This window comes from Pseudomonas sp. GQ91 (assembly GCF_059758795.1).
Genome location: NZ_JCAXED010000002.1, coordinates 1 through 13742, shown reverse-complemented (window position 1 = coordinate 13742; position 13742 = coordinate 1). Strand labels below are relative to the sequence as shown.

Below are 13742 nucleotides of genomic sequence, written 5' to 3'. Positions count from 1 at the left end.
AGGGACGTGTGAGCCACAGGGCCCCCGGGCGGCCGCAAGGCACGCAGATGCGCTGGGGCCACTCGTTCCAGACGCGACTTGCCGGGGTGTTGGCGTTGCTGCTGCTGGTGGTGGTCGGCGCAGTGTATTTTGCCGTGAAAGGGGCGACCACCCGCGCCGTGGAAAACCAGGCCAAGGTGCAGTTGGAAACCGGCAGCCGGGTATTCGAGCGCTTGCTCGACCTGCGCGGGCGCCGTCTGCAATACGGATTGGATTGGTTGACCGTGGACCTGCCCTTTCGCCAGGCCGTGGCGGCCGGTCGCATCCCGGAGATTCAGGCGGCGCTGCAGCGCCATGGCACGGGCATCCGCGCCAGCGAGGTGTTTGTGCTGGGCCTGGACGGGCAGGTGATCGTCAGTACCCTGAAAGGTGTGCCTGCGGGCCAGGCCTTTCCCTATGCCGGTGCGCTGCGGCATGCCAGGCGCAACACCATGCAAATGCTGATCGTCGCCCTGGCGGGAAAACCTTACCTGCTGGTCCAGAAAGAGGTTCTCGATCCCCTGCCGGTCGCGCGGGTCGTCATGGGGTTTTCCATGGAAGAAGCCTTCGCCGAGGAATTGCGCGCGCTGAGCAACCTGGAAGTGTCGTTCATGACGGTGGACAACGCCGGCCCCGGCACCTTGTTCAGCACTCAGCCGATGGCCGATCGCCCGGCGATCATCCGCGCTCTGCAAGACACCCGCACCCAGATGATCGAGTTCCATGGCCAGCGTTTTCTCAGTCAGGCCTTGTCGCTGGACAACAGCGGGGAAGGCGGACAGGTCATGGCATTGTTGCAAAGTCCCCTGGACCACGCGTTGCAGTCCTTCGCGCCGCTTGACCAGCAATTTCTCGGGATTGCCCTGGCGGCATTGATCGTATCGCTGCTGGGCGCCCTGCTGATGGCGCGACGGGTTTCGCGCCCGCTGGATGCATTGGTGCGGGCCGCCGAGCGCATCGGCGCCGGTGATTACCGCACCCCGGTGCAGGTGCGCGGCAATGATGAATTCAGCCTGTTGGCCCGAGCCTTTAACGCCATGCAGGGCGGCATTGCCGTGCGTGAACGGCAACTTGCCCATAACGCCCTGCATGATGCGTTGACCGGCCTGCCCAACCGCGCATTGGCGATGGAGCGCCTGGGCAGCGCCATCAGTGCCCGGCGGCCGGTGGTGTTGCTGTACCTGGGGATTGAAAACTACCGGGCGATCAACGAGGGTTTTGGTCCCCAAGGGGTGGAGCAAATGCTCCGCGAAGCCAGTCGTTGCTTGCTGTCGAGCCTGTCGCCCGGTGATACGGCGGCGCGCATCACCGGCAGCGAGTTTCTGTTGCTGCTGGAAAATATCGCGATTGACAGCGCCGTGGCCCGTGCGGATCGCTTGTATGGCCTGCTGACCGAACCGCAACAGGTGGGCGAGGATGAACTCAAGCATGAAGTGAGCATCGGCATCGCCGCCTATCCCGACGATGGCCTGCAGGTCGAGGAACTGATCAGTCGTGCGGCCATTGCCCGCCACGATGCCGCGGCGTTGCCCGGTTATTTGCAGATTTATCAGCAGGACCGCGACCTGGCTCACCAGCGTCAGATCAACCTGATCCGAGACCTGCGCCGCGCCGCCGTCGAGGGCGAGTTGTTCCTGTGTTACCAGCCCAAACTCGACCTCTATCACGGGCATGTGCGTCAGGCCGAAGCGTTGTTGCGTTGGCAGCATCCGACACTGGGCCTGATTTCACCCGCTGAGTTCATTCCCCTGGCCGAACGTACCGGGAGCATGAGCAGCCTGACGCAGTGGGTGATCGAAGACGCGATCCGTCAACTCGCCGCATGGCGCGGGCAAGGTCTGGAGGTGCAGTTATCGGTGAATATCTCGGTGGATGATCTGAGCGACGAGGGGCTGGCGCTGCGCGTCACCGAGTTGCTTCGGCAGTACGCGGTGTCGGCGCAACAGTTGATTTTCGAAATCACCGAAAGCGCGATCATGCACAACCCGGAACAGGCCCTGCGCATCCTTGAACAACTGCGCGGTTGTGGCATCAGCCTGTCGGTGGATGATTTCGGCACCGGCTACTCGTCCCTGGCCCAGCTGCAACGCCTGCCGGTGCAGGAGTTGAAGATCGACCAATCTTTCGTGCGCAACCTCGATAGCACCAGCGGCGACGGGGTGATCGTGCGTTCGACCATCGAAATGAGCCACAACCTGGGGCTGAAGGTGGTGGCCGAAGGCGTGGAGTTTGAACCCAGCCTGGCGCTGCTCAAACAATGGCGCTGCGATACGGCCCAGGGCTATCTGATCAGCCGGCCGTTGAGCGCCATGGCGTTCGAGATGTGGATGCGCCGGGAGCGGCCCGAACGTTCACCCGTATAGGAGCGAGCAAGGGCTGGGCGCCCCCTCGCTCCTACCGTTGCGCCGAGCGTGCTTAGTCCGGCAGTTTGAACGCCATTACATAGTCACCCTGCTTGGTCCCCAGGGAACCATGACCACCCGCCATGACCAGCACGTATTGCTTGCCGTCCTTGCCGGTGTAGGTCATTGGTGTGGTTTGCGCGCCTGCTGGCAGGCGACCTTCCCACAACTGCTTGCCGTTTTTCACATCATAGGCACGCAGGTACTGGTCGAGGGTGCCGCTGATGAACGCTACGCCACCGGCGGTGGTGAAAGGCCCACCGAGGCTTGGCACACCCATCGACAGCGGGATCGGAATCGGTGAGCTGTCACGCACCGTACCGTTCTTGTGCATCCAGATGGTCTTGTGGTTGGTCAGGTCGACCGCGGCGACGTAGCCCCAGGCCGGTGCCTGGCAAGGCAAGCCCATTGGCGACAGCATGGCTTCCAGGATCACCCCATACGGTGCGCCTTTGTTCGGCTGCACGCCTTCGGTTTCGCTGATGCGCGGACCTTGTTCGGCGATTTTTTCCGCCGGGATCAGGGTCGATTTGAACGCCATGTAGCTTGGGTTGACGAAGGCGATCTGACGCACTGGGTCAACCGAAATGCCGCCCCAGTCGAACACGCCGAAGTTGCCTGGGTAGACAATCGAGCCTTGCAGCGATGGCGGCGTGAACGGGCCGTCGTAGCGCAGGGACTTGAAGTCGATCCGGCACAGCAGTTGGTCGAACGGCGTCACGCCCCACATGTCACGTTCCTTGAGGGGCGGTGGCATGAAGTTGAGGTCGGACTTCGGTTGGGTGGGCGAAGTGTGATCGCCGGCCACCGCGCCTTGTGGCACCGGAATTTCATTGATCGGTACCACGGGCTCGCCGGTCGCACGGTCCAGCACGTAGATGCTGCCTTGCTTGGTCGACGCCATCACCGCTTGCTTCACGCCGTCGGCGGTCTTGATGTCGATCAGGGTTGGCTGGCCACCCACGTCCATGTCCCACAGGTCATGGTGAGTGAACTGGTAGTGCCAGCGCACTTTACCGGTGTCGATGTCCAGGGCGGTCAGGCCAGCGGCGTGCAGCTCCGACTCAGGCGTACGGTTGCCACCGAACTGGTCCGGGGTCTGGTTGCCCATCGGCAGGTACAGCATGCCGAGCTTTTCATCCACCGCGAACATCGACCACATATTCGGCGAGTTGCGGGTGTAGGTCTCGCCTTCGGCGATCGGCGTGGTGTCGTCCGGGTTGCCGCTGTCCCAGTTCCACACCAGCTTGCCGGTGTGCACGTCGAACGCGCGGATCACACCGCTAGGTTCGTCGACGGAGACGTTGTCGGTCACGTGACCACCGATGACCACCAGGTTCTTGGTGACCGCTGGCGGCGAGGTCGAGTAGTAACCACCGGGAGCGAAAGCACCAATGTTGGCGCTCAGGTCGACCTGGCCTTTGTCACCGAAGTCTTCGCACATCTTGCCGGTGTCGGCGTTCAGCGCGATCAGGCGGGTGTCGGCGGTCGGCAGGAAGATCCGACGCGGGCAGACGTTGGTCGCGGGGGCGGCAGCGGCAGCGGCAGCGGCAGCATCAGTGGCCGGGCTTTGCTCGGTGGCCGCGTAGGCTGCGTCATCGTGATACGTCACGCCACGGCACGTCATGTGCGCCCAACCCTTGAAGTTCTCGGCTTTTTGCGTCGAGAGCTTCGGATCGAAACGCCAGATTTCCTTGCCGGTGTCCGGATCAAGCGCGATCACCTGGCTGTGCGGCGTGCACACGTAAAGCATGCCGTTGACTTTCAGCGGGGTGTTTTCCGCGGTGGTTTCACCGGGATCGCCAGGGCCTGGAATGTCGCCGGTGCGATAGGTCCACGCCGGCTCCAACTGGTGGGCGTTTTCCGGGGTGATCTGCGCCAGGGGCGAGTAACGGTCACCGAACGCCGAACGGCCGTAGGAGTTCCAGTCGCCATCGGGTTGGGCCGGGGCGGTATTGGTCATGCCGGGCACCGCATCGCGATCCAGTTGACCCTTGATTTCACCGGGGTTGGTGAACTGGCTGGCGACGGCGGTTGCACCGGCCAACACCACGGCAACGCTCAGTGCGCCGGTGCCCAGCGGCGCGGATTGACCACGCAGCAACGGACGTCGGAACCACGGCAGCAGCATGACGATACCCAGGCCGAACAGCAGCGCCAGGCGTGGCACCAGTTGCCACCAGTCCAGGCCGACTTCCCACAGCGCCCAGGCGGTACTGGCGAACAGCACCAGTGCGTACAAGCCCAGCGCCGCACGGCGCGTGGCCAGCAGCAGGATGCCGGTGAGGGTGATGCCGATACCGGCCAGCAGGTAGTACAGCGACCCGCCGAGCATGCTCAGCTTGACCCCCCCGGCCAACAGGGCAAGGCCCATGATCAGCAGCAAGATCCCCAGCAGCCTTGGTAGCAGGCGGCTTGGACTCGAAGCACTGTCAGTGCTCATAGTGTTGTTCTCCGTGACGTTTAAAAAATGTAGTCCGCGTTGTTCACTGTAGATGACGATACGGCGCGGGCTTGGTTCAGCTTTAAAACCGTTGTTTTTCCGCGAAAGCGCTTCGGCCACGGGCAGCCCGAGAAATCCCCGCGCACAGGTCTTTTCAAGACAGCGCTGTCTGTGCGGTAAGGGGAGTGCGGCTAGATCGGGCCGGCCGAGGGGTGAAACGTTTCAGGGTGTAACGACAAGGATAATGCGCCGGCTTCTCAAGAGAAAGGGGCATTCGCAAGATGGAGCGTTTCGTATTTGGTAATAGTGAACGCTACGCGGGCGTGGCGATCCTGCAAAAGCACGTGTGCGGTTATAGTAAAGGTCCTGCTTCCACCCGCCGGATCCCTCGGCTAAGGTGCGCGGCTTCATTTTCATTTTGATCAAAAGGCTTGGCATGTCCCCACAGCACCCGACTCAATCGCAGGATCCACTGCACGGCGTCACCCTGGAGCAGGTGCTTACCGCCCTGGTGGCTCACTACCAATGGGAAGGGCTGGCCGAGCGCATCAATATCCGCTGTTTTTCCAGCGATCCGAGCATCAAGTCGAGCTTGTCGTTCTTGCGCAAGACGCCGTGGGCGCGGGAGAAAGTCGAGGGGCTGTACGTCAAGCTGATGCGCACCAAACGTCCTCGGGACTGACCGCATGCGCGCGTATATCGCGGGGGCCGCGCTGGCCGGTTGGGCCGGGCTGGTGATTCAGCAGTACCTGGTTTTCTATTCGCGCTGGAGCGTGGACGCCAGCCTGCTGGGCGGGCTGGTGGGGTTTTTCAGCTTCTTCACGGTGCTCACCAATACCCTGGCGGCGGTAGTACTGAGCTATGCGTGGGTGAAGCGTTCTTCCGCCGGGCGAGCGTTTTTCCAGCGGCCTGTGGTCAGCAGTGGGATTGCCGTGAGCATTGTGCTCGTGGGCGTGGCCTACAACCTGTTACTGCGGCATTTGTGGAGCCCTCAGGGGCTTCAATTCATCGCCGATGAACTGCTTCATGACGTGATGCCCTTGTTGTTTTTCGGCTACTGGTGGCTGTGTGTGCCCAAGGGCACTTTGCGCGTTAAGCATATTGGGCTGTGGATGATTTACCCATTGCTGTACTTCGTCTACGTGCTGCTGCGTGGGCACGTGGTGGGGCAGTATCAATACCCGTTCCTGGATGTTGATACGTTGGGTTATCCACTGGTGTTGGTGAATGCCGGTGGAATACTGGCGGGATTCGTGGGGATTGCCTTGGCGATGGTGGGGTTGGATAGAGTTGCCAGGGCCTCGCAGGCGGATGTGTGCTGAGTGCGCTCACGCAGCTGATTGAATAGCTGTTTTGATTTGCGGTGAATGGTTTTTGAGTGCTTGGTTTGAGGGCCGCCCCTCACCCTAACCCTCTCCCGGAGGGAGAGGGGACTGATTGGGGGATATTGGCGGTTTACGGTGACCTGGACATTCAGCTGTGAATCCACAATCGACACGGCTTTTCAGATCGCCCGCTTTACTCCGTATCACTGCCCTCGGCACGCCAGTAGCCGACGGCCTTGACGAATTCTTCATTCAACTTATGCACATCCAATAGCAGCCGTCGAACCTGGCGCGAGACTTTGGTTTCGGTGGCTACCCACGCATATAACGATCCGCTGGGTACGCGCAGGTGCTGAACGGTGCTCAACAGATCAGCCTCGCCGCGCACCACCCACTTCACTTCCACATCCGCCGCGCTTGGCAGCGTCTGTTTCTCCGCCGCATCGGCCACTTCAATCACCGCCAGAACCTTACGGCCGGCTGGCAATTCTTCCAGGCGTCGGGCGATGGCGGGCAGGGCGGTTTCATCGCCGATCAGCAGGTAGCTGTCGAAGATGTCCGGCACGATCATCGAGCCCCGTGGGCCGCCGATATACAGGTGCTGGCCGGGCTTGGCCTGTTCGGCCCAGGTGGCGGCAGGGCCATCGCCGTGCAACACGAAGTCGATGTCCAGCTCGCCGCTGTCGAGGTCGAAGCGGCGCGGCGTGTAGTCGCGCATCGCCGGCTGCGGTCCGTCACCCTTGAGACTGAATGTCGGACTCTCCAGCGCGGCCTGTTCGGCAGCGTTCTGTGGGAATAGCAGCTTGATATGGTCATCGCTGCCCAGACTGATAAAACCGGCCAGTTGCTCACCGCCCAAGGTGATGCGGCGCATGCGTGGCGTGATGTCGACAACACGCAGTACGTCCAGGCGACGGCGTTTGATCTCGTGGGTGACGCGGTGAATGGCTGGCGTATTCATGAGGTTTCCCTTTTACAGGTGGGACGGACGATGAAGTCATTGAGCAGGTCCGCAGTGCACGGGTAACTGTGCGTCTACGTTATAAAGACGTTTGACGGCCGAGATTGTGTAATTTTCTTCACCCTCGCGCCTTGCCGTTGATCGATTACCCCGCTCGGCAAACACGCTTTCGAGGGGACTTTTAAGCGCAGGGTATAAATGGATTTAGAGTGGTTACTCAAACTTACACTGATACGTTTTATGCCTATTAGATGTTATTTCTTTGTAGTACCGTTCTGACAGTTCTTATTAGGCTATTTATTCTAACGCAATGTAGTCCGTATCTTACAGCTGATTTAAAAGTTTTGGCAAAATGCCATATTTTTCCTTGGTTCCCTGATTCCAAGGGCTACGCGTCAGCGCGAACTAACTTGCATACGTGTTTTTTGATTCGGTAGATCATTTCCCGGCGTTGCAGCAGTACAACTTGCTGCAACGTGTCTGGTTGTAATTCATCGGGAGTCAAGGCTCTTGATTCAACTTACGACGCTCTATTCAACGTCAAAAAACAGGTATCTAGCATGTTCAAAAAGTTCGCGATTGTTGCACCACTGGCTGTTATGGCGCTGAGTTCCTCGATGGCATTTGCCGCCGGTGAAGCCAGCCACACCGTCAACCTCAAGGCAAATATCCCGACGCAGGTGTTCCATGTTCAGCCGCGTGACCCGAACTGGGGCCAGGATGAAACCATGAGCTACAACCTGGCTTCTGGTGAATTGGGCCAATTGAGCGCGATTTACGACATGAAAAACACCAACGGTTCCATCAATGCCTACATCGAAGGCGGCCCGGCGGCGTTGTTCAATGGTGACGCGGCGCAAAACATCGCGCTGACCACCACCCTTAATGGCGTGACCCTGACCGGCACCCCGCAGGAAGTGGTTAACGAAGCCGATTCCACTCCAGGGATCGGCGCCAAGATGGTCATCGCTGCCGCCAAGCCTACTGCGACCCAGCGTGGTAGCTACACCGCGGTCCTGCCACTGGTATTCGACGCGGTCCTGCCGCCCGTACCGCTAAAGCCTTGATGGTGATCATTGCCCGTTGAACCCAGTGTTCGCGGGCAGGTGTTTACAGGTCGGCCGGATTAAACCCCAGGTCCGCCGACCTGTTTTTTGTCCCTGTACCTAGGCATTCAGAGTATCTGTTCATGTTCCCGATGACGCCCATCGCGGCTGCGCTTGCACTGTTGATTTGCACGAGTGCCCTGGCAGCGCCAACTGCCGGTGCGCCGGGCGCCAGCAACCTGCTTGCTCAAGCCAAAGGTTTGCCCGCCGGGTTTACCGATCACTTCTTCGATGTACCGCTGGCGGTACGCGTGGATCTTGACGAACAACCCCTGGGGGAGGCGCTGATCGTCCTGTCCCGGGATGATCGCGTAACCCTGATCGAATTCACTGATACCGGCGACAGCAAAGTCCCCGCCGCCACCCGCGACACGTGGCAAGCCTTGCTGGAAAAAGGCTTGGCGCTGGGTGCCTGCACGCAGTCCTGTCCCGAAGAACTGGTATCGGCGTTCTACAACCTGGAAAACTCCCAGCTGTCGATCATCACCCAAAACGTCGAACGCAGCGGCGATGCCCCGCGCTTCCACGAGCTACCCGAAGGCGGCAGTCGCGGCCTGATTATCAACAACCAGCTCAACCTCAATGGTGGCCAGCAAGAAGATCTTGGTGGTCGTTACGGCCTGCAAGCCAGTGCCAGCCTGGGCAACTGGAGTCAGGTGTTGAATTTGCAACTGGCGCGCCAGAGTGGCGATGCGGAGCAACTGCGCCACGCGATCCACGAGCTGTATACCCAGCGTGAACTGGAAGGGCAATTTCTGCGCCTGGGCCATTTCACTCCCAATTCCGATGGCCTGACCCGTCAACTGCGCAGCTTCGGCGCCAGCCCCGATACAGCGTTGGGCGTCATGTACGGCAGCTCCGACACCCTGGCGATCAATAACAGCAAGCCCAGCGTGTACCCGATTTATGTCACCGCCAACCGCCAGGCAGCGGTTGAGATCTACCGCAATGGTTTGTTGATCAACACCCAGGCGGTGGCGGCCGGCCTGCAGACCCTCGACACGCGGCCTTTGCCGGGCGGCATCTATGAAGTCGAAGTGCGCCTGGTGGAGGACGGCCAGACCGTCGCCACCACTCAGGAGTTGGTGTACAAGCCCAGCAATTGGCGTAACTCCGAGGATCCGTGGCGCTATAACGTGTTCGCCGGGCGTGAAACCAAACTATTCAGTAACTGGGATGACCAGGCTTCGGGGGCAATCACCGCCGGGGCTTCGTTGAACTACTTGGTGCACCCCAGGGTGATCCTCGGCCTGTCCGCGCGTCAGGTTCGTGAACAACTGCAATACGGCGGTTCGGTGGACTGGACCGTGGCGAACAACGCCAGTGTGTTTGCCAACGTCTATCAAACCAAAGAACACGGCACCGGCATGGACCTGCAAGGCTTGTACAGCTTCGGTGCCACCAACCTGGTGTTCAGCCATAACCGCAGTTGGCTCGACACCCGCGACACCTACGAAACCCTGCCCGACGGCACTCGCCTGCGGCGCAATACCTTTGTCGGGCAGAACAGCAGCACCGCGCTGTCGATCAACCACCGGGTCGATGCGAAGAATTCCTGGAACACGCGGATTTTCCACAGCGAGGGCAATGTGCAAGGGGCCGGCATTGATATGAGCTGGAGCCGTCGCGACAGGCTGTTCGGCAGTGACGCCAACTGGCGTTTCTCGGTCTTTGACCGACCCGCCACCAGCGGTACCGCGAATCAGCGCAACCGTGGCATCGATGTATCCCTGAGCCTGGCGCTGGGCAGCGATGGCCGGCAGATTTCCGGCAGTGTCGGCAGCCGTACTGCACGCGATGGCGGACGCGACAACAACGCCTCTGTCACGTACCGCCAGGACCTCAGTCATCACGTCCTGCAAAGCGTCTCGGCGACGGCGATTACCGACACCTACGGCGTCGGCCTGTCCGGCACCGCCAACTTCAGTACCGACACGGTCAACGGTGACGGCTTTGTGCAGCGCAGCTCCTATAACGGCAATCTCACCGGCGGTTTGAACCTCAACAGCACCTTCGTCGCCGGTGCCGACAAAATGCTCCTCACCAGCCAATACCAAGGCGATGGCGCGGGCATGATCGTTGATCTTGAAACCGACCTGGACGCCATCACCCTGCGGGCCGACGACCTCGGCGGCAGCAGCACGCTGCTACACCCGGGCCGCAATTACGTGCCGCTGTCGGCGTACAAGAGCAGCACCGTGAGCTTCGATTTCGAGGGCAATTACCCGCCCGCGGCGAACATCCAGCCGGCCCGATCCAATTACCACCTGAACAAAGGCGGGGTGGACTACCGCAAAGTCACGGTGATGAAGACGCTCACCGTGCTCGGTCGATTGCTCGATGAGCAGGGCGAGCCGCTGCGCGGTCATCACCTCATCAACCACGCCAGCCGTGGAGTCAGCGAGGTCGACGGTTTCTTCTCGATGGAAATGAGCGCCAGCGCACCGACCCTGGAGGTGCGCTATCGCAACCAATTGCTCTGCCAGTTCCGCCTGGACACAGCCAATGCGCCCAACGAAAACGACGTGCTGATGATCGGTGACTTGCGCTGCACGCCAGACACCCTGGCCGACACCACTTCCAGTGACGAAACCGCTGGTTGACGGCCGCAACCCAAACCCACCCAGTTTATTCCTTTGAGGCACGGTAAAAATGAAACAGGCAGTGTTATGGATCGGCTTGTCCCTCTTGTCGCTGACGGCCCAGGCCGGTCCGGCAATCAATGTCGGCGTGGTGTACGACTACCTGGAAGGTGATCGCAGCTCCTATCTGAAACGGGTTTTCAACGCTGGCACCAACACCGCGTTCGTGAAGATCAACGTACTGGAAATCCTCTACAACGCCGACGGCACTTCACGCGAAGTCGCGGTGGGTTCGCTGACCGACAAAACGGGCAGCGCTACCCGTCGTGACGGCCTGATGGCCAGTCCCGCGCGCATGATCATCCCGGCCAAGGGACGCCAGGGCACCCGCCTGTTGTACATGGGCGAGCGCGATAAGGAGCGCTACTTTCGCGTGCGCTTCATCCCGGTGGTTCCCGAAAAGGAAGATGATTTTGCCATCACCGATGAAGACCGTGCCGAATACAAAAGTGCCCTGGCGGCGGGCGTCAACGTGATGGCGGGCTACGGCACGGTGTTCTTCGTACGCCCGAAAGACACTCGCTTCGACACGCAGGTCAAGGACACGCCCACCCAGTACCAATTGCTCAACGCGGGTAACAGCGTGGTGGTACTGGATGAGTTCAGGAATTGCGCCAAGGACAAAAAAACCGAATGCGAACCCACCACCAAGCACCACATTCTTCCGGGCCGCCAAGTGACCTTCGAGAAAAAACCAGACCGCCAATACAGCTTTCAGTTGATTGAAGGCCGGGTCAAAAAACCAATGACATTCAACACCAACGGGTGATCGACATGAACAAGCCGCTGATGCTGCTCGGTGCATGGTTGGCACCGCTGCTGTTGAGCCCACAGGCCCTGGCGCTTCAGGAGCGTCATGCCTTCGACGTCTCGGTGACTATTCCAGAGATCGAGGCGTATGTGCTGCCCTCCGAGCCGGACTGGATGGGGCGCGAGCAAACACTGGCGTGGGACCTGGTGAAGTCCCGGCTCAGCCCGTTGCGCAAAGACTTCGATGTGAAAAACCTCAACGGCGGCGTTGCCGCGCGGTTGGGCGATACGCCCTATCTGCTCAGCGGAGCGGACCGGATCGACTTGCAGGTGCTGTTCAATAAGGTGCCGCTGAACCTGAGCAGCACCGAGGTAATCAGTGCCGACGAGGCCCGCGTCGGACGCCGGGCCGAACTGGACATCGCCGCGATAGAGCCCGAGGACGGTTACACGGCCGGAGACTACTACGGCACGGTCCATATTGTTTTTGACTTTCTGGCTCCTTGAAGAGGCAATGAACATGCGCGTCACCATCAAGTGTTTCAGTAAGTACTGGCTCGCGTTGGGCTGTGTGCTGTGGGCCGGCTCGGCGATGGCGCTGGTCCAGGAAGTTACGGCGGTTTTCCGGCCGGATCCGGTCAGGCCGGACCACAATCAGTTTGTCAACACGACGCCGGTCAGTGGCTACTGTTCGTTCTTTCCCTATCAGTGCCGTGGGCGCTTCAGTATCCGCTTGCCTCTCGCGATGCGGGCCAACGGCCCGATGGCCGCCAACCCGACGGATCGGCGGCAGGCGGCGTATCTGAAAGCGCCTGCTCAGTGGCGTTCGCTCACGGTCACCAACACGCTCGGTGAGGAAGAAACCGTGGAAATGCGCATCAGCGGCATTGGTTCGGAGTATCACCTTGATCGCCCGGCTGCCGAACTGGTAGGCGGCGGAATACCGGCCATCACCGCGCACAATAGGCTTTGGGGATCGAGTTGGGTGACGGCGCCAAAACCCTGTCAGTACAGTGGCGTGGGCTTCTACGGCGACAATTGGTACGGGTTTATGTGGAAAACACCGGTGGAAGAGGCGTGTGTAAAGGTGCCCAGGTACCGCGTTCCCTTCATGACCTACGATTACCTGGACATCATGTATGAGTTACGAACCCCCAACCCTTTGCAGATGTCGGCGGGGCTCTATTCCGGAACCCTGACCTATGGCGTCGGGCCCATGCAGGATTTCGACTTCGGCGATGTGATGCTGCCCGTCGACTCGGCCCTGAGCCTGAATTTCAGCCTGACGGTGGAGCATATCCTGCGCGTCGTGCTGCCCGCGGGTGGCAACCGTATCGAATTGCTGCCCCAGGGTGGCTGGCAAGCCTGGCTGCATCAAGGGCGACCGCCCTCCAGACTGTTTCGCGACCAGACCTTCGCGCTGCACGCCAGCTCGCGCTTCAAGATGCAGCTCGAATGCGGCCTGGTGATTGGCAACACCTGCGGTCTGCGCAATGAACAGGGTGACGAAGTGCCGTTGCAAGTGGGGGTCACCTTGCCCCATGGCTTGATCGACCAATACGGCCAGGCCGTCACCAAACGCCCGCTGCGCCTGGACGGCAGCGGTACCGAACTGTTCCAGCCCGTGTCCTATGTGAACAACCGCCCAGCCTCCCTGCACTTCGAAGTCGAGAAGGCCCACGTCAGCCAAATGCTGAAAAAACCCGGCAGCACCTACACGGGCGTGGCAACCGTGATCTGGGATTCTGAAGTCTGAATGCCATGGGGGAGGTGAGGGGTGAGGGTGTTTGTCCTATGGCTGAGGTGGGGCTTGTTCTGTGGCTGAGATGAGGTTTGTCCTGTAGCTGAGGAGGAGCTTGTTCTGTGGCTGAGGAGGGGCTTGTCCTGTGGCTGAGATGAGGTTTGTCCTGTAGCTGAGATGGGGCTTGTCCTGTGGCTGAGATGAGGTTTGTCCTGTAGCTGAGGAGAGGCTTGTCCTGCAGCTGAGATGAGGTTTGTCCTGTAGCTGAGATGAGGTTTGTCCTGTAGCTGAGATGGGGGCTTGTTCTGTAGCTGAGATGAGGTTTGTCCTGTAGCTGAGATGGGGGCTTGTTCT

At 60.3% G+C, this 13742-nt stretch carries 10 protein-coding genes; 8 read left to right on the top strand and 2 right to left on the bottom strand.

The window, feature by feature from the left end; genetic code table 11:
• The first annotated feature begins 47 nt into the window (after nucleotides 1-47).
• A complete protein-coding gene (locus AC6CIA_RS02215; RefSeq protein WP_498310834.1) occupies nucleotides 48-2381 on the top strand; it encodes a putative bifunctional diguanylate cyclase/phosphodiesterase in 2334 nt (777 codons plus the stop codon).
• A gap of 52 nt (nucleotides 2382-2433) precedes the next feature.
• On the opposite strand, the gene AC6CIA_RS02210 is transcribed toward AC6CIA_RS02215, so the two are convergent.
• Nucleotides 2434-4863: a glucose/quinate/shikimate family membrane-bound PQQ-dependent dehydrogenase gene (locus tag AC6CIA_RS02210; protein WP_498310436.1), complete on the bottom strand. Its 2430-nt coding sequence runs from the start codon at nucleotides 4861-4863 to the stop codon at nucleotides 2434-2436.
• Between the two features lie 436 nt (nucleotides 4864-5299).
• Between AC6CIA_RS02210 and AC6CIA_RS02205 the strand changes: the two genes are divergently transcribed.
• Both AC6CIA_RS02205 and AC6CIA_RS02200 read left to right on the top strand, forming a co-directional pair.
• A complete protein-coding gene (locus tag AC6CIA_RS02205) occupies nucleotides 5300-5545 on the top strand; it encodes a VF530 family protein (RefSeq protein WP_084376161.1) in 246 nt (81 codons plus the stop codon).
• A 4-nt stretch (nucleotides 5546-5549) separates the two neighbouring features.
• A complete protein-coding gene (locus AC6CIA_RS02200) occupies nucleotides 5550-6185 on the top strand; it encodes a Pr6Pr family membrane protein (protein ID WP_498310434.1) in 636 nt (211 codons plus the stop codon).
• A 196-nt stretch (nucleotides 6186-6381) separates the two neighbouring features.
• Here AC6CIA_RS02200 and AC6CIA_RS02195 read toward each other — a convergent pair whose 3' ends face one another.
• Nucleotides 6382-7149 carry a siderophore-interacting protein gene (locus AC6CIA_RS02195; protein WP_498310433.1) on the bottom strand — a complete coding sequence of 256 codons (768 nt, stop codon included), beginning with the start codon at nucleotides 7147-7149 and terminating at the stop codon, nucleotides 6382-6384.
• A 560-nt stretch (nucleotides 7150-7709) separates the two neighbouring features.
• Between AC6CIA_RS02195 and AC6CIA_RS02190 the strand changes: the two genes are divergently transcribed.
• From AC6CIA_RS02190 to AC6CIA_RS02170, 5 genes are all read left to right on the top strand, one after another.
• A complete protein-coding gene (locus AC6CIA_RS02190; protein ID WP_498310432.1) occupies nucleotides 7710-8216 on the top strand; it encodes a CS1 type fimbrial major subunit in 507 nt (168 codons plus the stop codon).
• A gap of 122 nt (nucleotides 8217-8338) precedes the next feature.
• Entirely contained in the window at nucleotides 8339-10858 is a 2520-nt protein-coding gene (locus AC6CIA_RS02185; protein WP_498310431.1) for a TcfC E-set like domain-containing protein, read from the top strand.
• 49 nt (nucleotides 10859-10907) lie between these two features.
• On the top strand, nucleotides 10908-11666 hold the full coding sequence (locus tag AC6CIA_RS02180) for a molecular chaperone (protein WP_498310430.1): 759 nt from the start codon (nucleotides 10908-10910) through the stop codon (nucleotides 11664-11666).
• Between the two features lie 5 nt (nucleotides 11667-11671).
• Nucleotides 11672-12154, top strand: coding sequence for a CS1 type fimbrial major subunit (locus AC6CIA_RS02175; RefSeq protein WP_498310429.1), 483 nt, complete (start codon nucleotides 11672-11674; stop codon nucleotides 12152-12154).
• A 13-nt stretch (nucleotides 12155-12167) separates the two neighbouring features.
• Nucleotides 12168-13403, top strand: coding sequence for a hypothetical protein (locus AC6CIA_RS02170; protein ID WP_498310428.1), 1236 nt, complete (start codon nucleotides 12168-12170; stop codon nucleotides 13401-13403).
• Nucleotides 13404-13742 lie beyond the last annotated feature (339 nt).

Excerpts from the sequence above, each read along its gene's own strand:
- AC6CIA_RS02215 (WP_498310834.1), top strand. The coding sequence starts at position 48 with ATGCGCTGGGGCCACTCGTTCCAGACGCGACTTGCCGGGGTGTTGGCG.
- AC6CIA_RS02210 (WP_498310436.1), bottom strand. The coding sequence starts at position 4,863 with ATGAGCACTGACAGTGCTTCGAGTCCAAGCCGCCTGCTACCAAGGCTG.
- AC6CIA_RS02205 (WP_084376161.1), top strand. The coding sequence starts at position 5,300 with ATGTCCCCACAGCACCCGACTCAATCGCAGGATCCACTGCACGGCGTC.
- AC6CIA_RS02200 (WP_498310434.1), top strand. The coding sequence starts at position 5,550 with ATGCGCGCGTATATCGCGGGGGCCGCGCTGGCCGGTTGGGCCGGGCTG.
- AC6CIA_RS02195 (WP_498310433.1), bottom strand. The coding sequence starts at position 7,149 with ATGAATACGCCAGCCATTCACCGCGTCACCCACGAGATCAAACGCCGT.
- AC6CIA_RS02190 (WP_498310432.1), top strand. The coding sequence starts at position 7,710 with ATGTTCAAAAAGTTCGCGATTGTTGCACCACTGGCTGTTATGGCGCTG.
- AC6CIA_RS02185 (WP_498310431.1), top strand. The coding sequence starts at position 8,339 with ATGTTCCCGATGACGCCCATCGCGGCTGCGCTTGCACTGTTGATTTGC.
- AC6CIA_RS02180 (WP_498310430.1), top strand. The coding sequence starts at position 10,908 with ATGAAACAGGCAGTGTTATGGATCGGCTTGTCCCTCTTGTCGCTGACG.
- AC6CIA_RS02175 (WP_498310429.1), top strand. The coding sequence starts at position 11,672 with ATGAACAAGCCGCTGATGCTGCTCGGTGCATGGTTGGCACCGCTGCTG.
- AC6CIA_RS02170 (WP_498310428.1), top strand. The coding sequence starts at position 12,168 with ATGCGCGTCACCATCAAGTGTTTCAGTAAGTACTGGCTCGCGTTGGGC.